Below are 26,229 nucleotides of genomic sequence, written 5' to 3' on the forward strand. Positions count from 1 at the left end.
GGGCGCGAGACCCGGCGGCGCGAGACTCAGTAGCTGTGCTCGGGCGCAGGGAAAATGCCGCGACGCACCTCGTCGGCGTAAGTTGCTGCGGCTGTGCGTAATTCGCCGCCGACGTCGGCATAGCGCTTGACGAACCTGGCGGTCTTACCGTGGGTGAATCCCGCCATGTCCTGCCAGACGAGAACCTGTGCATCGGTCTCGTTACCTGCTCCGATGCCAACGGTCGGGATGGTCAACTTGCGGGTGATCTGGGCGGCGAGTTCGGCGGGCACCATCTCCATGACGACGGCGAACGCGCCTGCCTCCTGGACGGCAATGGCGTCGGCGATGAGTTGGTCGGCGGCGTCGCCACGACCCTGGACGCGGAATCCACCGAGGCCGTTGACGCTCTGCGGGGTGAATCCGATGTGCGCCATCACGGGGATGCCGGCAGCGGTCAGCGTGGCGATCTGGTCGGCGACGCGCTCGCCACCTTCGAGCTTCACCGCGTGGGCGCCGGTCTCCTTGAAGAAGCGCACCGCCGTCTCGAGTGCCTGTTGCGGGCCCGCCTCGTAGCTGCCGAAGGGGAGGTCGGCGACGACGAGTGCGTGGGGAGCACCGCGGACGACCGCACGGGCGAGGGGGATCAATTCGTCGATCGAGACGGGGATGGTGGTGTCGTAGCCGAGGACGACGTTGGCGGCGGAATCGCCTACCAGGAGGACGGGGATCTGCGCGTCGTCGAAGATGCGGGCTGTCGAATAGTCGTACGCGGTGAGCATCGACCACTTCTCGCCCTGTTCCTTCATCTGAGCGAGGTGATGGATGCGAGTGGTGCGACGGCGCGGCGTCGCAGCCGAGTCACCGGATGTCGGGGCGCCGCCGTAGATGGGCGCGTCGGAATGAGCTGCCTCGTGGGACATCGTTGTCTCTTTTCTTCCTCGAGTCCCGCATGGCGGGTACCCGGGCTGTTGTCGGACGCCTTCAAGTTTCCCACCGATGGCGTGCTCGATGACCACTGATGGGAGTGTGCTTGCTCACACTCATGAAGGTGGCGCTGTGCGGGAGTCGTGCCGCGCATCCGTAACATCACGCCAATGACCTGCTCGTCTCGGGGGCGGATGCCGGCTCTTCGTCGTCTGGCACCGGGTGGGGCCGCGCTCGTCTCGCTACTGGTCGTGACGGCACTCGCCAGTAGCGGATGCGCCACGAACGAACGCTCAGACGGCGGTGCGACGATTCGCTGGGAAGCGTGCCCCGCGGGCGCGGCACTCGGCTCGGCAGCCGCGCGAGTCGACTGCGGGACTCTCGCGGTTCCTCGTGACCCGGCCGAGCCGGGAGGTCGAACGATCACGCTCGCCCTCGCGCGGTTGCGCGCATCCCAGCACAGCGACACGACTGTGTTGCTCAACCCCGGCGGTCCGGGGGCGTCAGGCGTCGACTATCTGCTCGGTGCAGTCGATCGTCTTGCAGCGCAACGCTTCACCGCGCACAGCGACGTCGTCGCATTCGACCCGCGGGGTGTTGGCGCCTCGACACCCGCGGTGCGTTGTCGTACCGCAGCCGAACTCGACGCCGAGCGGGACGTCGACCGGGGCGACAGGTCGGAGCGAGGCATCACGGCCGCCGAAAACCAGAACCGCACCGACGCCCGACGCTGCGCCGAGCGGGTCGGCGCCGAGTTCCTCGGGCTCGTGGGCACATCGCAGGTCGTCGACGACGTCGATCGTCTCCGCACCGCGCTCGGCCGAGCGCGGATCGACTTCATCGGCTTCTCGTACGGATCGAAGATCGGTCTCGAATACGGACAGCGCTATCCGACGAAGCTCTTCCGGCTCGTCGTCGACGGAGCGGTCGATCCCGACGCCGACCCGATCGAGTCGTCGGTGGCGCAGGCGCGTGCGTTCCAGGACACCTTCGACGCATTCGCCCGCGACTGCACCATGGTGCCCGGCTGCGTGCTGGGGACCGACCCCGCAGACGTGCTCCGGCGGTACCAGGCCCTCGTTCGTCCGCTGACGACGGCGCCGGTCCCCGCAGGTGGTGGGCGCGTGCTGACCTATCAATCGGCCGTCGACGCCACGAGCATGGCGCTCTACCGCAGCGATCTGTGGCCGACGCTGCGCTCGGGACTCGCCGACCTCGCCGCCGGGAGAGGGGGCCAGACCTTGATGTCACTGGCCGACATGCTGGAGGGGCGCGGACCGGGCGGAGCCTACGACAACTCGGCGGACGCGTACCTCGCCGTCGGTTGCGCCGACGGGCCGCGCATCACCGACCGGCGCGTCGCCGGTGACCTCGATCGCCGCCGGCGCGCCGCGGCGCCGTACTCCGACGACGGCCGTGGCTCGGGGTTGGCGCCACTCGATCCGTGCGCCTTCTGGCCTCCCGCGAGTACCGCGACCGCCAGGGACGGGGTGGTCGGGGACGGGGTATCAGGGTCCCCGTCGTCAGCGAGGCCTGCAGTCGGTGCCTCGCCCCCGCCTCTCGTGATCGCGACGACACACGACCCGGCGACCCCCTACGCCGCGGGTGAAACGCTCGCGCGGCGAACTGGCGGCACATTGCTCACCGTCCACGGGTACGGCCACACGGCGGCGCTACAGGGTAATCGGTGCGTCGACGGCGTCGTCGACGATTACCTGTCCGATCTCGGATCGTTGAATCCCTCTCTCGCATGCTGAGATGACCTCGGTAAATGCGCAGGTTGCCGAGTTCGACTTATGAACGTAACACCGATTTAACAGGCTACTTCTAATGTCGGCGGTCATGGATCGCCAAAAGGAATTCGTGCTGCGGACCCTCGAAGAGCGCGACATCCGATTCGTACGCCTATGGTTCACCGACGTCCTGGGATATCTGAAATCCGTGGCGATCGCACCGGCAGAACTCGAAGGTGCGTTCTCAGAGGGTATCGGTTTCGACGGCTCGGCCATCGAAGGGTTCTCGCGAGTGTCGGAAGCCGACACCGTTGCCAAACCCGATCCGTCGACGTTCCAGATCCTGCCGTGGACCACATCGTCGGGCAGACACCACTCGGCCCGCATGTTCTGCGACATCGTCATGCCCGACGGCACACCGAGCTGGGCCGACTCGCGACATGTCCTCCGACGCCAGCTCAACAAGGCCGCCGACCAGGGGTTCAGTTGCTACGTGCACCCCGAGATCGAGTTCTTCCTCCTGAAGGACGCTCCGCTCGACGGCAGCGTGCCGACACCCGCCGACAGCGGGGGCTACTTCGACCAGGCCGTCCACGACGCCGCGCCCAACTTCCGCAGGCACGCGATCGAAGCGCTCGAGTCGATGGGCATCTCCGTCGAGTTCTCCCATCACGAAGGCGCGCCCGGCCAGCAGGAGATCGACCTGCGCTACGCCGACGCACTGTCGATGGCCGACAACGTCATGACCTTCCGGTATCTGATCAAGGAGGTCGCCATCGGCGAGGGTGTGTGGGCGACGTTCATGCCCAAGCCCTTCAGCGAGCACCCCGGCTCCGCGATGCACACCCACATGAGCCTGTTCGAGGGTGACGCCAACGCCTTCCACAACCCCGACGACCCGATGCAGCTGTCGGACACCGGCAAGAAGTTCATCGCCGGAATTGTTCATCACGCCAACGAGATCAGCGCGGTCACCAATCAGTGGGTGAACAGCTACAAGCGTCTGATCCACGGTGGCGAGGCGCCGACAGCGGCCACGTGGGGTGGGGCGAATCGATCGGCGCTGGTCCGCTTGCCGCTGTACACACCCAACAAGGCGTCGTCGCGGCGTGTCGAGGTGCGTAGCCCCGATTCGGCGTGCAACCCCTACCTGACCTTCGCGGTGCTGCTCGCCGCAGGCCTCAAGGGAATCGTCGAGGACTACGAACTGCCCGACGAGGCCGAGGACGACGTGTGGGCGCTCACGCCCGCCGAGCGTCGGGCGATGGGCTACAAGGAACTGCCCGGCAGCCTTGCCGACGCGCTGCACCAGATGGAGAAGTCGGAGTTGCTCGCAGAGACGCTCGGCGAGCATGTCTTCGACTACTTCCTCCGCAACAAGTGGGCGGAGTGGGACAGCTACCGCAGTCTCGTCACACCGTTCGAGCTGCGCAATTACCTGCCTCTGTGATCTCAGGGTAGATCGACCGACGCGGCGCGCGGTCGACGGTCGTGGGGTGTCGAGAAGCGCCTTGTTGCCGACCAGTGTCCGGTATCGACGGTCGGGACGCTATTTTCTAGGGTGTGACAACACTTCGAGGTCGGGGCGGCGTACCGGCAGTGGGGCGTCTGGGTCTGCTCGACCCCGACGCCAAGAAGAATCTGTCTGACCTCGGGTGGAACAACGAGGAGTCGATCGAACTCCTGTGGTCGTTGTCGCGCTCTCCGGACGCCGATCTCGCGCTGCGCGCCATCGTCCGGTTGCGCGCGCAGCTCGGGGACGAATGGTCCGAGGTCGATCGTCTGCTGCGCACGGACAAGGGTTTTCGCGGCCGACTCCTCGCCGTCCTCGGATCGTCGGATGCGCTCGGTGACCATGTCGTTGCCGAGCCGGGGGCATGGCGGCGGCTGATCCCGGCGGAACTCCCCGGCACCGACGAGATCAACCGGCAAATGCTCGCCGCGGTCGATGCGGTCGCAGAGCCGGGCGAAATCGAGCGCGGCAACAAGATCTACCGAGCAGGTTTCAGCGGCCCGAAGGCCGTTGTCGCACTACGTGCCGCCTACCGCAACCTTGTGTTGCAGGTCGCAGCCCACGACGTCGCGTCGACTGTCGAGGACGAACCGGTCATCTGGTTCCCCGAGATCGGTGCGCTGCTCGCCGACCTCGCCGACGCCGCGTTGACCGCCGCGCTGGCCGTGGCCTTCCGCGAGGTCTGCGGCGACTCGCCGATCCCGATTCGGCTGGCGGTGATCGCGATGGGTAAATGTGGCGCGCGAGAGCTGAACTACGTCAGCGACGTCGACGTCGTGTTCGTCAGCGAGCCCGCCGACGGGACGGCCGCGCGTATCGCGGGCGAGATGATGCGTGTGGGTTCGCTGGCCTTCTTCGAGGTCGACGCCGCGCTGCGGCCCGAGGGTAAATCCGGTGCACTGACCCGCACCCTCGAGTCGCACGTCGCGTACTTCAACCGATGGGCCAAGACGTGGGAGTTCCAGGCCCAGTTGAAGGCGCGGCCGATGACCGGCGACATGGAACTCGGTCAGCGCTACCACGACGCGATCAATCCGATGGTCTGGCAGGCCTCCGAGCGCGACGATTTCGTCCCCGAAGTGCAGGCGATGAGGCGACGCGTGGAATCCCTTGTGCCGCAAGAGGAGCGCGACCGGAATCTCAAACTCGGCAGCGGCAGTATCCGGGACGTGGAATTCGCGGTGCAGATGCTGCAGATGGTCCACGGCCGCGTCGATGAGACCCTGCGGGTGCGAGCCACCGTCGACGCACTCGATGCGTTGACCGCGGGAGGCTACGTCGGTCGTGACGACGGAGCCAATCTCAATGCGTCCTATCAGTTCCTGCGCCTGCTCGAACACCGACTGCAGCTGCAGCGCATGTCGCGGACCCATCTGCTCCCGGAGTTCGACGACGACGACAACATGCGCTGGCTCGCCCGCGCCGCGCACATCCGGCGTGAGGGCGACCTCGACGCGACGTCGGTGCTGCGCAGGCAGATCAAGCACCAGAGCCTCCGCGTACGACGACTGCACCAGAAACTGTTCTACCGGCCGCTGCTCGAGGCCGCCGTCAGATTCGACACCACGGAGCTGACGCTGACCGACGAGTCGGCGACACGACGGCTCTCCGCGCTCGGTTACGCACAGCCCGAGCGCGCTCTCAGCCACATCCGCGCGCTGGCCTCGGCGTCCGGCAGGCGAGGGCAGGTCCAACGACTGATCCTTCCTCAGTTGCTCGAATACATCGGCGACACACCGGATCCCGACGCCGGACTGCTGAACTACCGCAGGCTGTGCGACGTCATGGACAACGACTGGTTCCTGCGCCTGCTGCGCGACGACGGCGTCGTCGCGGCTCGGTTGATGCACGTTCTCGGTACGTCGGAGTTCATCGCCAACCTGCTGATGCGTTCTCCCGAGGTGATCAACCTCTACACCGACGGTCCCGACGGTCCGCGGCTGTGCGAGGTGCGGCCCGAGGACGTCGCGAAGGGGCTCGTCGCATCGACGGTTCGACAGCCGGATCTGCGTCGAGCGGTTGCCGCGGCGCGATCGCATCGCCGTGCCGAACTCGCGCGTATCGCGTCTGCGGACGTGCTCGGTCTGCTCGAGGTCCCGCAGGTGTGCGAGGCGCTGTCGAGTGTGTGGGCGGCCGTGCTCAACGCGGCGTTGTCGTTTGCCATCCAGGACTCCGAACGCGACGAGGGACGGCAGGCGCCGGCTCGGATCGCGGTGATCGGCATGGGTCGACTCGGCGGCGGTGAACTCGGCTACGGGTCGGATGCCGACGTTCTCTTCGTGTGCCAGCCCAATCCGGGCGAGGACGAGACCAAGGCCGTGCGGTGGGCACAGACCATCGCCGAGGTGGTGCGTTCGATGCTCGGCTCGCCCAGCGACGACCCGCCGCTGATCGTCGACACGGGGCTTCGTCCCGAGGGCCGCAACGGTCCGGTCGTGCGCACGCTGGCCGCCTACGCCGCCTACTACGACCAGTGGGCCCAGCCGTGGGAGGTGCAGGCACTGCTGCGTGCGCATCAGGTCGCGGGAGACGAGGAACTCGGCATCGAGTTCCTCCACATGGCCGACCGCATCCGCTATCCCGCGGGTGGTGTGTCGAATGATGCGGTCAAGGAGATCCGACGCATCAAGGCGCGCGTCGACGCCGAACGGTTACCTCGGGGTGCCGATCCGGCAACGCATACCAAGCTCGGCCGTGGCGGCCTCGCCGACATCGAGTGGACAGTGCAGTTGTTGCAACTGAAGTACGCGCACCGCTACCCGTCGCTGCACAACACGTCGACCCTGCAGTCGCTCGACGCGATCGGGTCGGCAGAGCTGCTCGCCGAGGACGACGTCGCGCTACTCAAGGACGCGTGGATCACCGCGACCAAGGCGCGTAACTGCCTGGTGCTGGTACGTGGTAAGCCGGTCGATCAGCTACCCGGACCTGGAAAGCAGTTGCGGCAGATCGCATTTGCCGCCGGGTGGCCGGAGGATCAGGCGGCGGAGTTCCTCGATCATTACCTGCGGGTCACCCGCCGCGCCAAAGCCGTCGTGCTGAAGGTGTTCGGCGCGTGAGTACGCCGACCCGATGAGAGTGCTCGGAGCCTGATGCGTCGGTTCTTCACGTTCGTTCTGCTCGGAGCGGGCTGGGTGATGATGGTCGCCACGGGCGTCGCGGTCTGGCTCCACTACTTCCGCTCCCGGGGCGAACTCACGATCTTCCTCACCAGTGCGGTGCCTTTCGTCATCGTCCCCGCGGTACTCGCCGTCGTCGTGTTCGTTGTGCTCCGACGTTGGTTGACGCTGCCGCTCGCGATTGCTGCGCTCGTCGCACTGTGCGTCACGCAGCTGCCGTTGTGGGTGTCGCAGTCGTCACCGGCAGGGGAGAGGTTCACCGTGCTGACGGCGAACCTGATGGTCGGTGGCGGCGACGTCGACCAACTCGCGGAGGTGGTCGCGCGTGAGCGGGTCGACCTCGTGTCGCTGCAGGAGGTGACTCCCGAGGTGCTCGACCGTCTGCAGAGCACGGTCGGCAGACAGTTGACGTACTCCTACGCGGTGCCGGGACCGTTCGCCCAGGGGACTGCGATATTCAGTCGTGGGCCGCTGACCGGGCAGGCCGAGATCGATCCGAATACCGTGTTGCACAACCTGAGGGCGCGGACGGATCTGCCCGGGGCACGCGACACACAGGTGTTCGCGGTGCATCCTGGAGCCCCGCTGCGTGGCAAGACCGACATCTGGGTTCGTGACATGGATCTGCTGCGCGCGCGACTCGAGGCGATCCCGTCCGGGCGGGCGATCGTCGCCGGTGACTTCAATGCGACGTGGGATCAGGTCCGCTATCGCGACTTCCTACAGCGCGGCTTCGTCGACACGGTCGATCAAGCCGGAGCGGGTTTCGTACCCACGTATCCGACGGACAGGTGGGGTGGCAGACCATTCCTCGCCCTCGATCACGTCGTCGTGCGGGGATTCGTCGCATCAGCGGTCGAGACGTTCGATCTCCGCGGTTCCGATCACCGCGGCGTAGTGGTATCACTGGTTGCATCATGACAACCATCTCCCAGCGCCTGCGCGCGGCCACCGCGGACGCACACGAGCGGGCCGAGAACGCGGCGTTCATCGACGACCTGCTGTCCGGTCGCCTCGACGCCGACGAGTACGGACGCCTGGCTTCGCAGTTGTACTTCGTGTACTCCGCGCTGGAACACGTAGGTGGCTCGTTGGTCGGGGACCCGATCGCCGACGCCGTACTCGATGACCGGCTACTCCGGTCGGCGCGACTGCGCAGTGACCTTCACGCGCTCGGCGTCGACCCCGAGACCGTCACGCCGCTGCCGGCCGTCGACCGCTATGTCGACGCCATCGAGGCGACGAGGACCGATCCGGCCCGCTACGTCGCGCATCACTACACGCGCTACCTCGGAGACCTCTCGGGTGGCCAGGTCGTCGCGCACCGAATGCGTGAACACTACGGACTCGACGCGTCGACGTTGAGCTTCTACGTCTTCGACGGCATCGACAAACTCAAGCGGTACAAAGATGCTTATCGCGAGCGGATCGATGCGCTCTCCATCGACGAGTCCGGCGTCGAACGTCTTGTCGCAGAAGCGATCTGCGCGTTCGAGCTGAATCAGGCACTGTTCGTCGAACTGGACGCCGCGCGCGTGGGCTGATCTAGTTCGGGTGGTGTGCCGTCTGTGCCGCCCGCCGTGCTCGGCGGCACCGCCAGAGGTAGGCGGGGGTCGGTGGAATCCAGCCGAGTTGCTCGGCCATTCCGAGGTCGTCACGGTTGGCCCAGTGTTCGATGCACAGACCGTCACTCATGCGGTACCAGTGCGTGTGGGACACCGCAAAGGATCTGCCCGTGGGCGCGAACGCCTGTTTGACACGGGCGTTCTCGTCGTAGGTGACGAATGGCCCCCTGTGTGTCCCGGACATCGTCGCGTGGATCACGACGATGTCGCCTGCCGCCACGACCGCATGGGCCTCGTGGCGAAGATCGTCGAACGCGGTGCGCAACCAGACCGCTGACTGCCAGAAGGCCTCGGGCCCGCGGCCGCGACAGGCCGGAGGTTCGTCGACTGCCTCTCGGTTGTTCGCGTCGGGGTGGATTGTCGCGTCGAATGCCGCGCGGTCGGCACTGCCCATATCGGTGAGAGATCGCAGGGCGACGGTCGTCGTCACGTCGGGGTTCGTCATGTGAGCCCAACCTTTCACTACAGAAAGACTGTAATGAAAATAGAGTATTGATTGCAGCATGGCCGGAGTCAATAGTGCACGCGGATACGATGCGTCCGGACGCCGCGACGCTGCGCGTGAGCGCAGGCGTGGAATCGTGCTCGCTGCCACAGACCTCTTCGAACGCAAGGGTTTTCACGTGACGGTGGCCGAGATTGCCGGTGCCGCGGGAGTGTCGCCGGAGACTGTCTACAAGTCGTTCGACGGCAAGGCCGGACTCATCAAGATCGCGTTCGACCACGCGCTGGCCGGAGACGATCAGGAGATCGCAGTCGCCGATCGTCCGGAGAGCAGGGCTGTCGACGCCGAGCCGGACCCGCGTCGCAAGATCGAGAAGTATGTGACGTCGGCGGCGCCGCGGATGCAACGGGCCGGCCGATTGATGATCGCCATTCGCGACGGTGCCCGCACCGACGCCACGCTCCACGCGCTGTGGATGCAGGTCACGGCGCAGCATCTGGCCGGCATGGAGAAACTCGCCCACCACCTCGACGACACGGGCAGCCTGCGCGCAGAGGTCCCGGTGGACCATGCGCGCGACACGCTGTGGACGCTGACCTCGCCGGAGATCTACGAACTCCTCGTCCTCAACAGGGGCTGGAGTATCGATCGTTACCGCGACTGGATCATCCGCGCGATCATCGCCGAACTCTCACCTTGACCGCGGCTGGTCATCGGCGCGTGCGCTCGATCATCGCCTCGAGGCCGTCGAGGAGCACGGCGAGGCCGAACTCGAACTGCTCGGTGAAGAAGTCGTCGTCCGCCGACATCTCCGAGATCGCGGCGGTGAGCGCGGGAAAACGGGCCGCGTCGATGAGTTGCAGCATCGTTGCCTCGTAGGCGCCGCTGTCATGTGACGACGAGTCGCCCGACTGACCGGGGTCGTCGGCTGCGACACGGTCGACTCCCCGGCCGAGGAGTCCCATCTGCGTCGACTGACGGACGTGCTGGCGCACGAATCCGTCGACGAGCAGGAGCGCGTTGAGCTTCTGTTGCCCCGACAGTTCGACGTCGTCGAACGCCTGCACGCCTGCTTCGGTCCATGACACGGTGTTCGGCCCCATCGGGGGGCGGGACATGGGGATCTCGGTGATCCACGGACGGGTTCGCAGTGTGGTCGCCGCCGCGCGCGCCCAGGCCGAGATCCGTTCGCGCCATGTCCCCGACGCGGTCAGGTCCGGGTCGGGGAGGCCGTACGCTTCGTCGACCAAGAGGTCGACCACGTCATCCTTGCCGTCGACATAGCGGTACAGCGACATCGTCGACAGCCCCAACGAGTCCGCGATCGCCTTCATCGACACCGCCTCCCACCCTCGCTCATCGGCGATGGCCACCGCAGCCCGCGCGATGTCGCGGATGGTCAGCGAGGGTTTGGGGCCGCGGCGGACCGTGGCCGACTCCCGTCCCCACAACTGCGCCACCGAGCGGGGAAGCTGCGGGTGCGTCGGATTCTCGGTGGTGCTCATCCTCTCATCGTACAAACTGCTTGTGCAGTACACAGTTATCTGCTTATCATCTGCGTACTACATAAACAGTCTATGACATACGCAGAAATGGAGTGTTCGATGACTGCTCGTCCCCGGTGGCCGGCGCTGGCAGCGCTGTGCTTGCCCATGCTCATCGTCTCGATGGACGTCTCAGTACTGTTCTTCGCCGTACCGTTCATCGCATCTGATCTGAATCCCTCTGCGACACAGCAATTGTGGATCTTCGACGTCTACGGATTCGTGCTCGCTGGGCTGCTACTGACAATGGGGTCGATCGCCGACCGGGTGGGCCATCGGCGTCTGCTCATGGTCGGGGCCGTGGGCTTCAGCGGTGCGTCGATTCTCGCCGCGTTCGCGCCGACGGCGTCGTTACTGATCCTGGCCAGGGCGGTACTGGCGGTCTCGGGGGCGACCCTCATGCCGTCGACGCTGGCGCTGATACGCCACATCTTCGACGACGACGCCGATCGTGCCAAGGCCATCGCTGCGTGGAACGCCGTGCTCGCAGGTGGCGTGACGGTCGGGCCGATCATCTCGGGCCTGTTGCTCGAGCACTTCTGGTGGGGCTCGGTGTTCCTGATCAATGTTCCCGTGATGGTGCTACTGCTCGTCGCGGCACCTCTGTTACTACCGTCGGACACCGCGGTCGTCGGCCGGCGGGTCGATGTGCTCAGTGCGATGCTCGCGCTCGGTGCGATCCTTCCGGTCATCTACGCCGTCAAGGAACTGGCCGCGCACGGCTGGTCCGTGGAGCGAGCAGCCGTACTCGTGATCGTGATCGGGGCGGGTGCGGTGTTCGTCCTGCGTCAGCAGCGGTTGATCGACCCGATGATCGACCTGCGCCTCTTCGGCGATCGTCGGTTCTCGGTGTCGATCTGGACCAATATCGTGTGCATGTTCGCGTTGCTCGGCAATTCGATCATGGTGACGCAGTATCTGCAGTCGGTCCTCGGCTACTCGCCGATGAGGGCGGCGTTGTGGAGCATCGTCCCGAGTCTCGTGGTCGCCATCGCCGCACCGCTCGCCGCAACCGCGGCGGTGCGGTGGGGCAGGCCACCCGTGATGATCATCGGATTGTTGATGGGCGCAGGGGGTTTCGCTGTGCTCGCCGGACTGCTGGGGGTGCACACGCTTCTGGTCGTACTGATCGGGTCGGCGTTGCTCGCGAGTGGAATAGTCGCGGCGTCGTCGGTGATTGCCGACTACGTGATGGGTGTTGCGCCCGCTGAGCGGGCGGGTGCCACATCAGGACTGCTGGAGACATCGAGCGAACTCGGCGGCGCGCTGGGCATTGCCGTGCTCGGCAGTGTGCTGAATCTGGTGTACCGCACAACTTTTCCCAGCCATCTGGCGGTGGGTGAGGCAGGTACGAGTCTCGCGGGCGCGACGGCGACGGTGCGGCATGTCGATCCCGGTCAGGCCCAGGCCGTCATGGGTGCCGCGCGCGAGGCGTTCATCGAGGGAGCGTCGGCAGCGGCGTGGGTCGGTGGTGGTGTGCTCGTGGTGACCGCACTACTTGTCGCATGGCTGACGAGGAGGACCCCTGAGCGGTTCGGGAGCGACGAGCGCATCGGCGAACCGGCAGTGCCGGAATGAACGACGCCTGAACGGATCTCGCGAGATGGACGGTCAGGGTCTCAGGTCAGAAGACTTCGACCTTGACGCCGACGTCGACGATCATGTCGGTGCGGCTGTCGGAGCTGTGGGCGAGTTCGATGAGTCGCTGGATCTCGCCGTGCGGTATCTGCTTGCGCACCACGGCTTTGACGCCGTCGATGTTGATGCGGTCACCGGGCACGAGATCTTCAACGAAAAGCATGCGGGTCATGACCAAGAGATTACGTGTAGTTGGCACGTTGTGTGAGGGTAGGAAGGCCCCATCGCACGGTGTGAAATCTGTCACCGGTTCGTCGCCGACACGCGACTGCCCGCCCGAGGTGACCTCGGGCGGGCAGTCGCGTGACAGTGGTGTCGTCGAGACTCAGCAGTCGTAGTAGAGCGCGAACTCGTACGGGTGCGGACGGATCTGGACGGGCTCGATCTCGTTCTCACGCTTCAGCGCGATCCAGGTCTCGATCAGATCCTCGGTGAACACTCCGCCTGCGGTGAGGTACTCGTGATCCTCTTCGAGCTTGTCGATGACGGCGCTCAACGAGGTCGGTGCCTGCGGGATGTTCTTGGCCTCCTCGGGGGGAAGCTCGTAGAGATCCTTGTCGACGGGCTCGTGCGGCTCGATCTTGTTCTTGATGCCGTCGAGGCCTGCCATCATCATCGCGGCGAATGCCAGGTACGGGTTGCCCGAGCTGTCCGGGCAACGGAACTCGAGGCGCTTGGCCTTCGGGTTGTTGCCGGTGATCGGGATACGCACGCAGGCCGACCGGTTGCGCTGGCTGTAGACCAGGTTGATCGGGGCCTCGTAGCCGGGCACCAGACGCTTGTAGGAGTTGACGGTCGGGTTGGTGAACGCCAGCAGCGACGGTGCGTGGTGCAGGATGCCGCCGATGTAGTAGCGCGCCAGATCCGACAGACCCGCATAGCCGGCCTCGTCGTGGAACAGTGGCTTGCCGTCCTTCCACAGCGACTGGTGGGCGTGCATGCCCGAACCGTTGTCGCCGAAGAGCGGCTTCGGCATGAAGGTGACCGACTTGCCGTTGGCCCACGCCGTGTTCTTGATGATGTACTTGAACAGCAGCACGTCGTCGGCTGCGTGGAGCAGCGTGTTGAACTTGTAGTTGATCTCGGCCTGACCGCCGGTGCCCACCTCGTGGTGACCGCGTTCGAGCTCGAAGCCCGCATTGGTGAGGTTGGTCGACATCTCGTCGCGCAGGTCGACGTAGTGGTCATACGGTGCGACGGGGAAGTAGCCGCCCTTGGGTCGCACCTTGTAGCCGAGGTTCGGGGAACCGTCGGGATCGACCGGCGAACCGGCGTTCCACCAGCCCGACTCGGACTCGACCTCGTAGTAGGTTCCGTTCATCTCGGAGCCGTAGGACACTCCGTCGAAGATGTAGAACTCGGCCTCGGCGCCGAAGAAGCACGTGTCGGCGATGCCGGTCGATGCGAGGTAGTCCTCGGCCTTGCGGGCGACGTTGCGCGGGTCGCGGCTGTAGGCCTCACGGGTGAACGGGTCATGGACGAAGAAGCTGACGTTCATCGTCTTGGCCTTGCGGAAGGGATCGATCTGAGCGGTTGCCGGGTCCGGCAGCAGCATCATGTCCGACTCGTTGATGGACTGGAATCCGCGGACCGAGGAACCGTCGAAGGCGAGGCCGTCTTCGAAGACGCTCTCATCGAACGCGTCCGCAGGGATGGAGAAGTGCTGCATCACACCGGGAAGGTCGCAGAATCGGATGTCGACGTACTCGACACCTTCCTTCTTGATGCCCTCGAGTAGTTCTTCTTTGCTGCTGTACACCGTGCGGTGACTCCTTCACTATTTCGCCGGCGGGTGGCCGAGACACGGTCACCCGACACGCTCATCCGCCACCGAGAGACAGCAGCGGATCTCAGCTCAGACCGTATGGACAGGACGTTGCCCGCGCGTCAAGGACGTGTTTCTCCTGTGTTACACACCGCGGACGTGGGACACCTTCACTATTCCTGATCCTCGCCTTTCGCGCGCGGTGAATCAGACCACGACCAATGGTGCGCCGTGGATGCCCGAATGGCCGAACCCACGTGGGGCATACACTGACGTGCAGGGACGAGGGCATCGCGTAGGTGTCTCGTTCACGGAGAAGCACTGCCGGTGACGTTGGCGCCGGCGACATCACGACAGGGAGGCGTTCGGATGGGCCGCGCTACCGGATCATGGCTGTCAGGGCCGCAGGCGGGCCAGGACGTCGACGTCGAATACCGGGGCGCCGACCTCGGGCTTCCCGAGGCGGGGCCGGGATCACTCGCGGGCGGTTGGCACCGGGTGGCCGGACTGATGGTCGACTGGATCATCGCGGGTGGTCTGTCGTTGTTGTTCGTGCGCTTCGGCTCTCCCGACATGGGCACGGTGATCCTGGCCGTGTGGTTCGTCGTCGGTGTGCTCACCGTGACGTTGTTCGGTTTCACGCCAGGGCAATTCGCCGTCGGCACCCGGGTGGCACGCGTCGACCTCGGCCCTGAGCGCACGGCTGCCGAGCTCGATGGCACCACAGGGTTCGCTGCCGTCGGGCCGATTCGCGCACTCGCGCGTCAGCTCCTGATCGTCTTCATCGTCCCTGCGCTCATGAACGACTACAACGGCCGCGCACTACATGATCGCGCGACCGGAACGGCAATGATCCGCACCCGTTGACCGGTCGTGATCGTCCCGGTCTCGCGCCGCCAGGTCTGCACGTCACCGGCGGTCACTGCGCGAAGTGCGGTCCGATCAGCTGCGACGCCGCGCGGTGCGCTGCATACTGCGCATCTTCGCATTTGCGGGCAGCGGTCCCTTCGGCATCGCCGGCCCGGCACCGCGCGAGCTCAACGCGCTGAGACGGCCCTCGAGAGCATCGATCCGTTTGCCGTCGATGTTGCGCGGCAGTTTGTTGAGGTGCTTCTCGAGCTTGGAGAGCGCCACCTGGTCGTCGTCGTTGCCGACGTACACCTCGTAGATGGGGGTGTCGCCGACGACTCGCGCGGCCTTCTTCTTCTCCTGTGCGACCAACGAGCGCACGCGGGTGGGTGAACCCTCGGCGACCAGGATCACCCCTGGCTTGCCGATCACGCGGTGCACCGCGTCGAGGTGACTGGTACCCGCGACCGCCTGGCTCACTCGCCACTGGCCACGCATGTTCCCGAGCGCCCAACCCGCGGCGCCCGGTTGTCCCTCGGCGCGCGTGTAGACGGTCTTCTGGACACGACGACCGAACAGCACGAAGGCGGCGAGAAGGCCGAGGATCACCCCGACAGGGATGAACAGCCACGGGCTCCCGATCGTGAGTCCGAGGACCACGAACACGGCCACGACCAGGACGAAGACGCCGACCATGTACGGAATGAGCCGCTTGTCTTCTTTCCGCTGCATCTGGAATGCCTGCCAGAGCTGCGTGTAGCGCTCGCGCGACGCCTTACGCCGAGCCTTCTTCGCCGCGGCCTTTTCCTCTTTGCTTGCTGCAGACGCCTTTGCCATGTCCTCTAGGATACGTCCGGTCGTCGGACGGGAGGTGGGGGGTTGGTCGAGCCCTACCGTGCGGGCGGTACAGCCATTCGGTGGTCGGGAGAAGGGAGGCGGAACGGTTCAGCGTGCGAGACGTGCGAGCAGGCTCGAAGCCTCCTGGCTCGCTGATCCCTCCTCGGCGAGATGCCCCATCGCGGCGGGCAGCTCCCGGCCGTGATGTGCCATCGCCTGCGCGTACAGTCGGCCTGCGCGATACGAGGAGCGCACCAGCGGTCCGGCCATCACACCGGCGAACCCGACCTCGCGGGCGAAATCGGAGTGCTCGACGAACTCCTCGGGCTTCACCCACCGCTCGACGGGATGGTGGCGCGGTGACGGACGCAGGTACTGCGTGATGGTGAGGATGTCGCATCCCGCATCGTGCAGATCGACGATGGACTCGCGGACCTCCTCGGGGGTCTCGCCCATGCCGAGAATGAGATTCGACTTCGTGACGAGCCCGAAGTCGCGCGCCTGGGTGAGGACGTCGAGCGACCGCTCGTACCGGAATGCCGGGCGGATGCGCTTGAATATCCGCGGCACGGTCTCGAGATTGTGTGCGAGCACCTCGGGACGGGCGTCGAAGACCTCGGCGAGCAGATCGGGCTTGGCGTGGAAGTCAGGGATGAGGTTCTCGACTCCTGTGCCGGGATTCAGGCCGTGAATGGCGCGCACGGTCTCGGCGTACAACCATGCACCCTCGTCGGGCAGATCGTCGCGCGCGACCCCGGTGATCGTCGAGTAGCGCAGACCCATCGCCTGGACGCTCTCCGCGACCCGGCGTGGCTCGTCGCGGTCGAGTTCGGCCGGCTTCCCGGTGTCGATCTGGCAGAAGTCGCAGCGACGCGTGCATTGCTCACCGCCGATCAGGAATGTCGCCTCACGGTCTTCCCAGCACTCGTAGATGTTGGGGCACCCGGCCTCTTCGCAGACCGTGTGCAGCCCTTCACGTTTCACGAGACCTTTGAGTTCGGAGTACTCCGGGCCCATCGTCGCGCGCGTCTTGATCCACTTGGGTTTGCGCTCGATCGGAGTCTGCGCGTTGCGGACCTCGAGGCGCAGCAACTTGCGGCCGTCGGGTGCGGTGGGGGTTGGGGCTTGTGAATCAGACACGGTCACCGCACCGATGCTACGCCCGGTTCGGCGGTCTCCCGCGGCCCCGTTATCCGGGTCACGTCGCTGTGGTCGAATGCCGCGCGTACGGCGTCGACGATGTCGACGAGTACGTCGTCGACGGTGATCTCCTGACCGGACTCGAGTGAGAGAGAGGTGACCCCGGCGTCGGCGATGCCGCACGGGACGATGGCGTCGAAGGCGCTCATGTCGGGATTCACGTTGAGTGCGAAGCCGTGCAGGGTGACACCGCGGGCTACGCGGATGCCGATCTGTCCCAGTTTGCGTTCGCCTGCGTCGTCGCACACCCACACCCCGGAGCGACCCTCGACACGTCCAGCGGTGACTCCGAACCGCGCGCAGACGGCGATCATCGCCGACTCGACACGTCGGACGTAGTCGACGACGTCGAGGGGCTCGGCGAGTGCCACGATCGGATATCCGACGAGTTGGCCGGGGCCGTGCCAGGTGATCCGCCCGCCGCGGTCGACGTCGATCACCTCCGCGCCGTTGGTGGGGAGGTCGGAGTCCTCGGTGCGTTTACCCGCTGTGTACGTCGACGGATGCTCGAGGAGCAGCAGCAGATCGTGATCGAGGGTGCCATCCGCGCGCTCGGTTGCCAGGGCGTGTTGCCTGTCGTAGGTGTCCCGATAGTCGACGATGCCGAGGTGGCGCACCTCGATTGGGGCGGCAGGGTCTCGGCGGATGGATTCGCGTGGCATGTGGATGATCACCGATTCGCGTAGGCCAACCCGGAGTCGATGTCCGGATGGGTGAAGGTGAAGTCGTTGTCGCTCAGGACCCGGGGCGTGACGCGCTGACTGAACAGAATCATTTCCTCTGCCATCTCGCCGCCCACCAGCTTGGCGGCGAATCCGGGCACCCGGGCGAGTGTCGGACGGTGCACGGCCCGGCCGAACGACGACACGAAGTCGGCGAACGGGACCGAACCCGGCGCGGCGAGATTGACCGGACCGCTGATCGTCGAGGAGAGCAAGAACTCGATGGCACGGACCTCGTCGACGAGCGTTATCCACGAGAAGTACTGTCGCCCACTGCCGATCGTGCCGCCGAGACCGAGCTTGAAGATCGGGCGCAGCTTTGCGAGAAGGCCGCCGGAAGGAGACAGGACCGGAGCGGTGCGCAACAGCACCACGCGTGTCCGATCACCCGCGTTCTGCGTGGCGGCGTTCTCCCAGTCGACGACGAGGTCGGCGAGAAACCCGGCGCCGGGGCCGTCGGATTCCGTCGCGGCGTGCTCGCCGGTGTCGCCGTAATAGCCCGAGGCACTGGCGCTGACGAAAGTCGGTACGCCGGCCGTCGCGACGGCCTCGGCAATCACCTCGGTCGGGGTGATGCGCGAGTCACGGAGTTCTTGTTTGAACCGGCCGGTCCACCGTTGGTTGCCGACTCCGACACCACCGAGACTGACCACCGCGTCGACGCCGTCGAGCGCCTCGGTTGGGACGCCGAAAGATTCGGGGTCCCAACCGAACTCGTCGTCGGAGCGGGGCTCGTGCCGAACCAGCTTGCGGACCGTGTGCCCGGCGTCGGTCAGCGAGCTGATCAGTGCGGAACCGATCAGACCACTCGAGCCGGCGACAGCGATCAGCATGCGGTGTCTACAGCCCCAATTCGGCCGCGAACGCGCCTTCTTCGAGCCGCTTCTTGATGGTGGTCAGGAAGCGTCCCGCGTCGGCACCGTCGATCAGCCGGTGATCGTAGGTCAGCGGATAGAACGACATCGAGCGCACCGCGATCGATTCCGATCCGTCGTCGCCGGTGATCACCACAGGGCGCTTGACGATGGCGCCGGTGCCGAGCATGGCCGCCTGCGGCGGCACGAGGATCGGGGTGTCGAACAACGCGCCCTGGCTGCCGATGTTGGTGATGGTGAACGTTCCACCGGCGAGCTCGTCCGGCTTGAGGCCGTTGGAGCGGGCACGGGACGCGATGTCGGCGATGGCACGCGCGAGACCGGCAAGCGACAGGTCGTCGGCGTTGTGGATGACCGGCGACAACAGACCCTGCTCGGTGTCGACGGCGATGCCAAGATGCACCTTGTCGTAGTAGGTGATCTCCTTCTTGTCCTCGTCGATCGACGCGTTGACGTTCGGGTGTGCCTTGAGCGCTTCGACAACGGCCTTCGCGATGAACGGCAGGTAGGTGAGGTTCACTCCCTCGGAGGCCTTGAACGATTCCTTGGCAGCCTTGCGCAGGGCGGCGACCTTGGTCATGTCGATCTCGAAGACCTGCGTCAACTGGGCGCTCTGCTGCAGCGACTCGCGCGTCTTCTTCGCGGTGATCTGCCGGATACGGCTGATCTTCTGCGTGGTGCCGCGCAACTCGGCGAGCTCGGGCCTGACCTCCGGGCCGTGGGCCGCAGGGGCCGACGCCGCGGCGGCCGGAGCCGACGATGCAGCGGGTGCCGACTGGGCTGCGGGAGCCTTCTTGGCCTCCGCGGCCGCCAGCACGTCCTGCTTGCGGATACGCCCGCCGACTCCGGTTCCCTTCACGGAGTTCAGATCGATGTCGTTGTCGGCGGCCAATTTACGGACCAGCGGGGTCACATACGGCGTCGACTCGACGGTCGGCGGATCGTTCGACTCCTTGGTCGCCGCCGGAGCACTGGCCTTGGCGGGTTCGGGCTCGTCCTTGGCCGGCTCGGGTTCGGGCTCGGCCTCTTCCTTGGCAGGCGCAGGTTCTTCCTTGGCGGGCTCGGGTTCGGGCTCCGGCTCCGGCTCGGAGGCCGCGGCGGCCGACTTGTCGCCGATCACCGCGAGCTTGCCGCCGATCTCGACGACGTCGTCTTCCTCGGCGACGATCTCGAGGAGCGTGCCCGCGACGGGCGAGGGGATCTCGGTGTCGACCTTGTCGGTCGAGACCTCGAGAAGCGGCTCATCCTCGGCGACCTCGTCGCCGACCTTCTTGAGCCAGTTGGTGACGGTGCCCTCGGTGACGGATTCGCCGAGTTCCGGCATGAGCACGTCGGTGCCCGATGCCGATCCGCTGGGAGCGGTTGCCGCTGCGGGCTTCTCGGCGGGAGCATCGGCGTCGGTGGAGGGTGCCTCGGGCGTGGGCTCGGGCTCGCCCACCTCCTCGGGCTCGCTACCGCTCGCGGAGTCGTCCGAGTCGTCCGAGGAGGCGGTTTCGCCTTCTTCGCCGATCAGGGCCAGCTCGCCGCCGATCTCGACGACATCGTCCTCATGGGCGACGATCTTCGTCAGCACACCCGATGTCGGCGCGGGGATCTCGGTGTCGACCTTGTCGGTGGAGACTTCGAGCAATGGTTCGTCGGCCTCGACGGTGTCTCCCTCCTCCTTCAGCCACCTGGTGACTGTCCCCTCGGTGACGCTTTCACCAAGGGCTGGCATCTGGACGGAGAAGGCCATCGCTGTTGACTCCTCGACTCGACATGTGTGTCTGGACTGTGTGTGGTCTGCCGTGGTGGTGTGTGCGCCACCGCGGCAGGGGCGTCGGCGGGTGGCCGCTGCCCACGCGCTAAACCCTACCCGCCACCGGCCCGCGTCATGTGACGTGTCGACGCAACCGCGTTGGCGAGTTGGCCGCGTGCACAGCCGGCGGCGGTGGCGGGTGGGTGCGGTGTCATCCGTTCGCTGCGATGTCCTCGATCACGCGCGCGATGGTTCGGACGGGGACGCCGGTGCCTCCCTTGGGCGTGTAGCCCCACGGCGCGCCACTGTTGAAAGCCGGTCCGGCGACGTCGATGTGGGCCCACTGGACGCCGTCGGCGACGAACTCCTTGAGGAACAATCCGGCGGCGAGCATGCCGCCGTTGCGGTGGTTGGTGACGTTCGCGAGATCGGCAACACGCGATTTCAGGTCTGCCCGCAACTCTGCCGCCAGCGGCATCGGCCACGCGTTCTCGCCGACTTCCTGCGAGAGGTCGGCCACGCGGTCACGGAACTCCTCGGTACCCATGACGCCCGGTGTCCGCGCGCCGAGTGCGACCATCTGGGCGCCGGTCAGCGTTGCGGTGTCGATGAGGTAGTCGGGATCATCCTCGCAGGCGCGGACGATGGCGTCGGCGAGGACGAGGCGTCCCTCGGCGTCGGTGTTGAGGACCTCAACGGTGGTTCCGCCGTACTGGGTGAGCACGTCACCGGGCCGCTGAGCGGTGCCCGACGGCATGTTCTCGGCCATGGGCACAGTGGCCGTCACCGACACGTCGACGTCGAGGCGCGCGGCCAGAATGGTGGCGGCGATGACGGCCGCGGCACCTCCCATGTCGGAGGTCATGTGGTCCATGTTGGCCGCAGGCTTGATGGAGATGCCGCCGGTGTCGAAGGTGATGCCCTTGCCGACCAGCGCGACCTTCTTGGCGTCCTTCTTGCCGGCGTGGGTCAGTCGGACCAGTCGAGGCAGGCGCGAGCTGCCCTTGCCGACGCCGACTATCCCGCCGTACCCGTCCTTCTCGAGCTGGGTGTCGTCGAGGATCTCCACCTTCAGGCCCGCCTTGCTGCCGAGCAGTCGGGCGCGTTCGGCGAACTCCTCGGGGTAGAGGTGACTGGGCGGGGTGTTGACGAAATCGCGGGCGATCGCGGTTGCATCGCCGATCGCGACGGCATGGTCGAGTTGTGCGGTCGCGGACTTCCCGGTGTTCTCCACAAGCAGTCGAACCGTCGTCGGCGGCGTCTTCGTGGGAAGGCTCTTGGCAGAACGGAATTCGTCGAAGCGATATGCGCCGAGGAAGAAGCCCTCGGCCACGGGTTCGATGCCGCCGGCGGCGAGCGTCGTCGTGACCTGTCGGCGACCGGCCAGCGCGCGAGCGGCGATGCCCGCTGCCTGACGGAGCTTCTCCGGATTCTCGACGTCGTCGGCCGAGCCGAGGCCGACAGCGACCACGACGTCGACACCGAGCGACTCGGGCGCCGGGATCGACGAGACGTCCCCGTGCGTACCTGCTGCGCCCACTGCCACGAGTGCATCGCTGATGGCCGACGCCTGGGCGTCGTCGAGCAGGCCGTCGCCGATGAACAGGGTGGGAGCGGCGTCGGTGTCGTCCGCGTCGGGGCCCTCGGGCGCGACCAGCCCGATCACGAGTGCCTCGTCGTTCTTGTCGAGGGAGGTTGCCAGTTGGATCTTGGGACCGCGTGTCCGGTCGACGCTCTCGTTCTTACTCACCCGCTCAACTCTGCCACGTCATTCCGCGGACCGACATGGTGGAGACGGGGTGGGTGTGCCCGTCCGGGGCTACCTACAGTGGGCCGGTGAGTGTGCGCCAGAGCCCGAGTTCGAACACCGGACACAGTCCTCGGGGAGCGCCGGCCGGGCGACGTCGTCGTCGGCGGGCATGGGTGATCACCGCGCTCGTCGTCGGGGTGGTCGCGGGCGCGGGTGCGATCGGTGTCCGTGCCGTGTCCGGGCACGATGACCCGGTCTCCCGGCTTGTCGCCGAGGCCGGTGTCGGCCCGGCGAGGCAGACGTTTCCGACGACCGATACCAGCGGGCTGAGCCCGGTGCGTGCACGGATCGTCGACGTCGTGCACGCGGAGTACGACCGCAACGCGCCCGGCACGATCTACTCGGACGGCGTCGAGGAATCCTGGTGCGCAGATTTCGTCAGTACCGTCATGCGCAAAGCCGGTGTGCCGTTTGACAACCCGAACTCGGGATCGTGGCGGATACCCGGTGTGGCCACCCTGACCGACTATCTGCACTCGAGTGGTCGATGGCGTGCGGCCTCGCATGTGCCCGAGCCCGGCGACATCGTCATTTACGACGCGCCCAGTCACTTCCGGCAGCACACGAACATTGTCGTCGCGATGGATGGCACCACGGTGACAACCGTGGGTGGCGCTGAGGCGCAGGGCATCACGGTCGATCACTTCGATCCGCGCACCGTCGAGGGGGTGCAGGGATACGGCGTGCCGTGAGGGGGTCACCCGCGGTCGGGTGGCCTGCACCGACCGTCGACTCAGGTGGGGTGCGCGCATCCGTCGCGGGTCGGTAACCTGCACCCCATGACCGAATTGCTCGCGGGACCGATCGCCGACCGTCACTACGCACTCGGTGCCACCTTCGCCGAGTTCGGCGGATGGCACATGCCCGTCTCGTACGCGGGCACCGTTGCAGAACACAACGCAGTGCGCGGAGCGGTCGGCATCTTCGACGTCAGCCACCTCGGTAAGGCTCTCGTGACGGGTTCGGGCGCGGCCGATTTCGTCAACTCGACGCTGACGAACGATCTCGGGAAGATCCACGCCGGTAAGGCGCAGTACACGCTGTGCTGCAATGAGTCCGGGGGAGTGATCGACGATCTGATCGCCTATCTCGTCTCCGACGACGAGGTGTTTCTCGTTCCCAATGCGGCGAACACGTCGAAGGTCGTGGCAGCGCTTCGTGGTGCCGCGCCCGGCGGTGTCGAGATCACCGACCAACACCGCGACTACGCCGTGTTCGCCGTCCAGGGCCCGAAGAGTCCCGATGTTCTTGCCGCAGTTGGGCTTCCGACCGACATGGAGTACATGGCCTTCGCTGATGCCGAGCTGAAGACGGAGAGCGCCGCGTATCCGGTGCGTGTGTGCCGGACCGGGTACACCGGCGAGCGGGGATACGAGATCCTGCCGCGCTGGAGCGACGCGGGCCCTGTCTTCGACGCGTTGCTCGCCGAGGTGACGAATGCCGGCGGACAGCCTGCCGGGTTGGGCGCCCGCGACACGTTGCGCACGGAGATGGGATACGCATTGCACGGGCACGAGTTGACCGAGCAGATCACCCCCAATCAGGCGCGTAGCGGTTGGGCGGTCGGCTGGGACAAGTCGACGTTCTTCGGTCGTGACGCGCTGGTGGCCGAGAAGGAGGCAGGGCCGGCCCGACGGCTGTACGGGCTGAAGGCGACGGGACGCGGAGTTCCGCGAGCGGGTCTGACCGTGCTCTCGGGGCCGGGCGGCGACGTCGTTGGCGAGACGACGTCGGGAACGTTCTCGCCGACCCTCAAGCAGGGCATCGCGCTGGCATTGATCGACACGTCGACCGGGATCAAGAAGGGTGCGGAGGTCGTCGTCGACGTGCGCGGGCGCGATCTGACGTGCGAGGTCGTCATCCCGCCGTTCGTCGAGTCGCACGTGTGATCCGCGCGCGGGTCCATGCGCCCCGATCGGGCCCGGCCCGATCGGCGGTGGCGGTGACGATCGGTTTGCCTCGCGGCGTTACCATAGGCCAATGACCTTGCAGTTCACCCGTACCGAGCATCCCCATCCGGTGTCGGAATCCCGTCGTGCGGAGATTCTGTCCGCACCCGGATTCGGCAAGTACTTCACCGACAACATGGTGCTGGTGGACTACGACGTCGACCGTGGTTGGCACAGCGCGAAGGTCACGCCCTACGGTCCCATCGCACTCGATCCCTCGGCGATGGTGCTGCACTACGGTCAGGAGGTCTTCGAGGGCCTCAAGGCCTACCGGCAGCCCGACGGTTCGATCGCAGCATTCCGGCCGGAGGCCAATGCGCTGCGGCTGCAGCGCTCCGCCGAGCGCCTTGCCATGCCGCCCCTACCCGTCGACGATTTCATCGAGTCGTTGCGTGCGCTCCTGGCCGCCGACAACGAATGGGTTCCGCCCGCAGGCGGCGAGGAGTCGCTGTACCTGCGTCCGTTCATGTTCGCGTCTCAGGCGGGGCTCGGTGTGAACGCGCCGTCGTCGCAGTACGTCTACTCGGTGATCGCCTCCCCGGCGGGCGCCTACTTCTCCGGTGGGATCAAGCCGGTGAGCGTGTGGCTCTCGACCGAATACGTGCGGGCTGCTCCCGGCGGTACCGGAGCCGCCAAGTGCGGCGGTAATTACGCCGCGGCATTCCTCGCGCAGGCGCAGGCCACCGCGCAGGGATGCGATCAGGTGGTCTGGCTCGACGCCGTCGAACGTCGCTTCATCGAGGAGATGGGCGGCATGAACCTGTTCTTCGTGTTCGGCTCCGGCGCCGACGCGCGACTGGTGACCCCAGAGTTGTCCGGCTCGCTGCTGCCGGGCATCACCCGCGAATCGCTGCTGACGCTCGCCACCGATGCGGGTTTCGCCGTCGAGGAACGACGCATCTCGACCGAGGAACTCCGAAAAGGTGTGACGTCGGGCGATATCACCGAGGTCTTCGCATGCGGCACCGCCGCCGTCATCACCCCGGTGGGTCACGTCAAGAGCGACACCGACGACTACACCATCGGTGACGGCACGACAGGTGAGGTCACGCAGGCACTGCGGGACACACTCACCGGCATCCAGCGCGGTACGTTCGCCGACACCCACGGCTGGATGACCACGCTCTACCCGGCCTGATCCGCCACGCCGGACGGGCTCAGATCAGCAGACCGACCAGTGCGATGGCCGTCGACAACTCGACGACCGCGCCGAGGACGTCGCCGTTGATGCCGCCCATGCGCCGTGAGCAGTGTCGGGTGAACAACGAGGCGAAGGCCAGCACGACGAGTGCGGTGGCGCCCGCGCGGACAGCCGAAGCGACGTCGAAGTCGTTGTGGGACAAGGGCTGCCAACCGCCGACCAGGATCATGGCGACGAACGTGAGTACCGACCACACGATGACCGAAGTGCGCTGGGTACCCGCAACCAGCGCGCCGAACCCGGTCGTGCGCGCCGGTGGAAGCGACGATCGGCACGCGACGACGACCGCCACACGTCCCAGCACGATTGCCGCGGCGATCGCCGACCAGCGCGACTGATCGGACAGCGCGGCGAACCCGGCGGTGTCGACGATCATCACGACCGCGATCGTCACGGCGCCGAATGGTCCGGTCGAACCGCTGTGCATCACCTCAGCGACCTTGTCGGGGGAGCCGTAGCAGCCGAGTCCGTCCGCGGTGTCGGCCAGACCATCGAGATGCATACCACGCGTACCGATGCCGAGTACGACGACGAGCAGGATGCCGATCAGGGTTGCGGTCAGGTGCGTGAGGCTCAGACCCCACGCGATGACGGCGACGAGAAGACCGAGTAGCAGTCCCACCACCGGTACAGCGGAGATCGCAGCTCCGCCGAACCGCCGGTCGAACGTGTCGTCGCGCCGACTGACCGGAATGATGGTGAGCCATGAGAGCGCGCCTCCGACGGCGTCGACCGGCGACATCCTCTCGCGCACGCTCGG

The 26,229-nt window shown here is 66.4% G+C and carries 23 protein-coding genes; 11 read left to right on the plus strand and 12 right to left on the minus strand.

Features of this window, described 5'->3' with window-relative positions; all coding sequences use genetic code 11:
• Positions 1-26: 26 nt before the first annotated feature.
• Positions 27-902, minus strand: a complete 876-nt coding sequence (panB, locus tag LK459_RS19060; RefSeq protein ID WP_227920068.1) for a 3-methyl-2-oxobutanoate hydroxymethyltransferase — start codon at positions 900-902, stop codon at positions 27-29.
• A gap of 174 nt (positions 903-1,076) precedes the next feature.
• Here panB and LK459_RS19065 point away from each other — a divergent pair, with 174 nt between their 5' ends.
• The 5 genes from LK459_RS19065 (at position 1,077) to LK459_RS19085 (ending at position 8,815) form a co-directional block, all read left to right on the plus strand.
• On the plus strand, positions 1,077-2,663 hold the full coding sequence (locus LK459_RS19065; RefSeq protein ID WP_227920070.1) for an alpha/beta hydrolase: 1,587 nt from the start codon (positions 1,077-1,079) through the stop codon (positions 2,661-2,663).
• An 85-nt stretch (positions 2,664-2,748) separates the two neighbouring features.
• A complete protein-coding gene (gene glnA / locus LK459_RS19070; RefSeq protein WP_227920071.1) occupies positions 2,749-4,089 on the plus strand; it encodes a type I glutamate--ammonia ligase in 1,341 nt (446 codons plus the stop codon).
• 113 nt (positions 4,090-4,202) lie between these two features.
• On the plus strand, positions 4,203-7,211 hold the full coding sequence (locus LK459_RS19075) for a bifunctional [glutamine synthetase] adenylyltransferase/[glutamine synthetase]-adenylyl-L-tyrosine phosphorylase (RefSeq protein ID WP_227920073.1): 3,009 nt from the start codon (positions 4,203-4,205) through the stop codon (positions 7,209-7,211).
• 33 nt (positions 7,212-7,244) lie between these two features.
• The gene (locus LK459_RS19080; protein WP_227920075.1) at positions 7,245-8,192 is read left to right on the plus strand and encodes an endonuclease/exonuclease/phosphatase family protein; all 948 of its coding nucleotides are present in this window, start codon (positions 7,245-7,247) and stop codon (positions 8,190-8,192) included.
• Positions 8,189-8,815 carry a biliverdin-producing heme oxygenase gene (locus tag LK459_RS19085; protein WP_227920077.1) on the plus strand — a complete coding sequence of 209 codons (627 nt, stop codon included), beginning with the start codon at positions 8,189-8,191 and terminating at the stop codon, positions 8,813-8,815. Before LK459_RS19080 ends, LK459_RS19085 begins: the two co-directional genes overlap by 4 nt.
• A gap of 1 nt (position 8,816) precedes the next feature.
• On the opposite strand, the gene LK459_RS19090 is transcribed toward LK459_RS19085, so the two are convergent.
• On the minus strand, positions 8,817-9,341 hold the full coding sequence (locus LK459_RS19090; RefSeq protein ID WP_227920078.1) for an ester cyclase: 525 nt from the start codon (positions 9,339-9,341) through the stop codon (positions 8,817-8,819).
• 58 nt (positions 9,342-9,399) lie between these two features.
• On the opposite strand from LK459_RS19090, the gene LK459_RS19095 reads away from it, so the two are divergent.
• Positions 9,400-10,041: a TetR/AcrR family transcriptional regulator gene (locus LK459_RS19095; RefSeq protein WP_227920080.1), complete on the plus strand. Its 642-nt coding sequence runs from the start codon at positions 9,400-9,402 to the stop codon at positions 10,039-10,041.
• Positions 10,042-10,051: 10 nt separating this feature from the next.
• On the opposite strand, the gene LK459_RS19100 is transcribed toward LK459_RS19095, so the two are convergent.
• Entirely contained in the window at positions 10,052-10,846 is a 795-nt protein-coding gene (locus LK459_RS19100; RefSeq protein WP_227920081.1) for a TetR/AcrR family transcriptional regulator, read from the minus strand.
• 99 nt (positions 10,847-10,945) lie between these two features.
• On the opposite strand from LK459_RS19100, the gene LK459_RS19105 reads away from it, so the two are divergent.
• A complete protein-coding gene (locus tag LK459_RS19105) occupies positions 10,946-12,463 on the plus strand; it encodes an MFS transporter (RefSeq protein WP_227920082.1) in 1,518 nt (505 codons plus the stop codon).
• Between the two features lie 46 nt (positions 12,464-12,509).
• Here the strand turns inward: LK459_RS19105 and LK459_RS19110 are convergent, their stop codons facing one another.
• The gene (locus LK459_RS19110; RefSeq protein WP_227920084.1) at positions 12,510-12,695 is read right to left on the minus strand and encodes a hypothetical protein; all 186 of its coding nucleotides are present in this window, start codon (positions 12,693-12,695) and stop codon (positions 12,510-12,512) included.
• A gap of 153 nt (positions 12,696-12,848) precedes the next feature.
• Complete coding sequence (gene glnA / locus LK459_RS19115) at positions 12,849-14,282, minus strand: type I glutamate--ammonia ligase (protein WP_007237743.1); 1,434 nt, start codon at positions 14,280-14,282, stop codon at positions 12,849-12,851.
• 375 nt (positions 14,283-14,657) lie between these two features.
• Here glnA (LK459_RS19115) and LK459_RS19120 point away from each other — a divergent pair, with 375 nt between their 5' ends.
• Positions 14,658-15,155: an RDD family protein gene (locus tag LK459_RS19120; RefSeq protein WP_227920085.1), complete on the plus strand. Its 498-nt coding sequence runs from the start codon at positions 14,658-14,660 to the stop codon at positions 15,153-15,155.
• A gap of 75 nt (positions 15,156-15,230) precedes the next feature.
• Here LK459_RS19120 and LK459_RS19125 read toward each other — a convergent pair whose 3' ends face one another.
• The 6 genes from LK459_RS19125 to LK459_RS19150 form a co-directional block, all read right to left on the minus strand.
• A complete protein-coding gene (locus tag LK459_RS19125) occupies positions 15,231-15,974 on the minus strand; it encodes a DUF4191 domain-containing protein (protein ID WP_227920087.1) in 744 nt (247 codons plus the stop codon).
• Positions 15,975-16,082: 108 nt separating this feature from the next.
• Positions 16,083-17,120: a lipoyl synthase gene (lipA, locus tag LK459_RS19130; RefSeq protein WP_007237746.1), complete on the minus strand. Its 1,038-nt coding sequence runs from the start codon at positions 17,118-17,120 to the stop codon at positions 16,083-16,085.
• Positions 17,117-17,836, minus strand: coding sequence for a lipoyl(octanoyl) transferase LipB (lipB, locus tag LK459_RS19135; RefSeq protein WP_227920089.1), 720 nt, complete (start codon positions 17,834-17,836; stop codon positions 17,117-17,119). Before lipB ends, lipA begins: the two co-directional genes overlap by 4 nt.
• Positions 17,837-17,844: 8 nt before the next feature.
• Entirely contained in the window at positions 17,845-18,729 is an 885-nt protein-coding gene (locus tag LK459_RS19140) for a TIGR01777 family oxidoreductase (protein ID WP_227920090.1), read from the minus strand.
• A gap of 7 nt (positions 18,730-18,736) precedes the next feature.
• On the minus strand, positions 18,737-20,506 hold the full coding sequence (gene sucB / locus LK459_RS19145; protein WP_227920092.1) for a 2-oxoglutarate dehydrogenase, E2 component, dihydrolipoamide succinyltransferase: 1,770 nt from the start codon (positions 20,504-20,506) through the stop codon (positions 18,737-18,739).
• 214 nt (positions 20,507-20,720) lie between these two features.
• Complete coding sequence (locus LK459_RS19150; protein WP_227920094.1) at positions 20,721-22,259, minus strand: leucyl aminopeptidase; 1,539 nt, start codon at positions 22,257-22,259, stop codon at positions 20,721-20,723.
• Between the two features lie 173 nt (positions 22,260-22,432).
• Between LK459_RS19150 and LK459_RS19155 the strand changes: the two genes are divergently transcribed.
• The 3 genes from LK459_RS19155 (at position 22,433) to LK459_RS19165 (ending at position 25,406) form a co-directional block, all read left to right on the plus strand.
• Entirely contained in the window at positions 22,433-23,011 is a 579-nt protein-coding gene (locus LK459_RS19155; RefSeq protein ID WP_007237751.1) for a CHAP domain-containing protein, read from the plus strand.
• An 87-nt stretch (positions 23,012-23,098) separates the two neighbouring features.
• Positions 23,099-24,208, plus strand: coding sequence for a glycine cleavage system aminomethyltransferase GcvT (gene gcvT / locus LK459_RS19160; RefSeq protein WP_227920095.1), 1,110 nt, complete (start codon positions 23,099-23,101; stop codon positions 24,206-24,208).
• A 91-nt stretch (positions 24,209-24,299) separates the two neighbouring features.
• Complete coding sequence (locus tag LK459_RS19165; protein ID WP_007237753.1) at positions 24,300-25,406, plus strand: branched-chain amino acid aminotransferase; 1,107 nt, start codon at positions 24,300-24,302, stop codon at positions 25,404-25,406.
• A gap of 19 nt (positions 25,407-25,425) precedes the next feature.
• Here LK459_RS19165 and LK459_RS19170 read toward each other — a convergent pair whose 3' ends face one another.
• On the minus strand, positions 25,426-26,211 hold the full coding sequence (locus LK459_RS19170; RefSeq protein WP_227920096.1) for an adenosylcobinamide-GDP ribazoletransferase: 786 nt from the start codon (positions 26,209-26,211) through the stop codon (positions 25,426-25,428).
• Between the last annotated feature and the right edge of the window lie 18 nt (positions 26,212-26,229).

Source organism: Gordonia otitidis, from assembly GCF_020735545.1.
Taxonomy (GTDB): Bacteria; Actinomycetota; Actinomycetes; order Mycobacteriales; family Mycobacteriaceae; genus Gordonia; species Gordonia otitidis.

Bases quoted from the DNA above. Each gene is read 5' to 3' on its own strand.
- LK459_RS19170 (WP_227920096.1), bottom strand. From the start codon at position 26,211: ATGTCGCCGGTCGACGCCGTCGGAGGCGCGCTCTCATGGCTCACCATC.
- gcvT (WP_227920095.1), top strand. From the start codon at position 23,099: ATGACCGAATTGCTCGCGGGACCGATCGCCGACCGTCACTACGCACTC.
- LK459_RS19125 (WP_227920087.1), bottom strand. From the start codon at position 15,974: ATGGCAAAGGCGTCTGCAGCAAGCAAAGAGGAAAAGGCCGCGGCGAAG.
- LK459_RS19090 (WP_227920078.1), bottom strand. From the start codon at position 9,341: ATGACGAACCCCGACGTGACGACGACCGTCGCCCTGCGATCTCTCACC.
- LK459_RS19105 (WP_227920082.1), top strand. From the start codon at position 10,946: ATGACTGCTCGTCCCCGGTGGCCGGCGCTGGCAGCGCTGTGCTTGCCC.
- LK459_RS19110 (WP_227920084.1), bottom strand. From the start codon at position 12,695: ATGACCCGCATGCTTTTCGTTGAAGATCTCGTGCCCGGTGACCGCATC.
- LK459_RS19095 (WP_227920080.1), top strand. From the start codon at position 9,400: ATGGCCGGAGTCAATAGTGCACGCGGATACGATGCGTCCGGACGCCGC.
- sucB (WP_227920092.1), bottom strand. From the start codon at position 20,506: ATGGCCTTCTCCGTCCAGATGCCAGCCCTTGGTGAAAGCGTCACCGAG.
- LK459_RS19120 (WP_227920085.1), top strand. From the start codon at position 14,658: ATGGGCCGCGCTACCGGATCATGGCTGTCAGGGCCGCAGGCGGGCCAG.
- LK459_RS19140 (WP_227920090.1), bottom strand. From the start codon at position 18,729: ATGCTGATCGCTGTCGCCGGCTCGAGTGGTCTGATCGGTTCCGCACTG.
- panB (WP_227920068.1), bottom strand. From the start codon at position 902: ATGTCCCACGAGGCAGCTCATTCCGACGCGCCCATCTACGGCGGCGCC.
- LK459_RS19085 (WP_227920077.1), top strand. From the start codon at position 8,189: ATGACAACCATCTCCCAGCGCCTGCGCGCGGCCACCGCGGACGCACAC.
- lipB (WP_227920089.1), bottom strand. From the start codon at position 17,836: ATGCCACGCGAATCCATCCGCCGAGACCCTGCCGCCCCAATCGAGGTG.
- LK459_RS19100 (WP_227920081.1), bottom strand. From the start codon at position 10,846: ATGAGCACCACCGAGAATCCGACGCACCCGCAGCTTCCCCGCTCGGTG.
- LK459_RS19080 (WP_227920075.1), top strand. From the start codon at position 7,245: ATGCGTCGGTTCTTCACGTTCGTTCTGCTCGGAGCGGGCTGGGTGATG.
- LK459_RS19165 (WP_007237753.1), top strand. From the start codon at position 24,300: ATGACCTTGCAGTTCACCCGTACCGAGCATCCCCATCCGGTGTCGGAA.
- glnA (WP_227920071.1), top strand. From the start codon at position 2,749: ATGGATCGCCAAAAGGAATTCGTGCTGCGGACCCTCGAAGAGCGCGAC.
- LK459_RS19065 (WP_227920070.1), top strand. From the start codon at position 1,077: ATGACCTGCTCGTCTCGGGGGCGGATGCCGGCTCTTCGTCGTCTGGCA.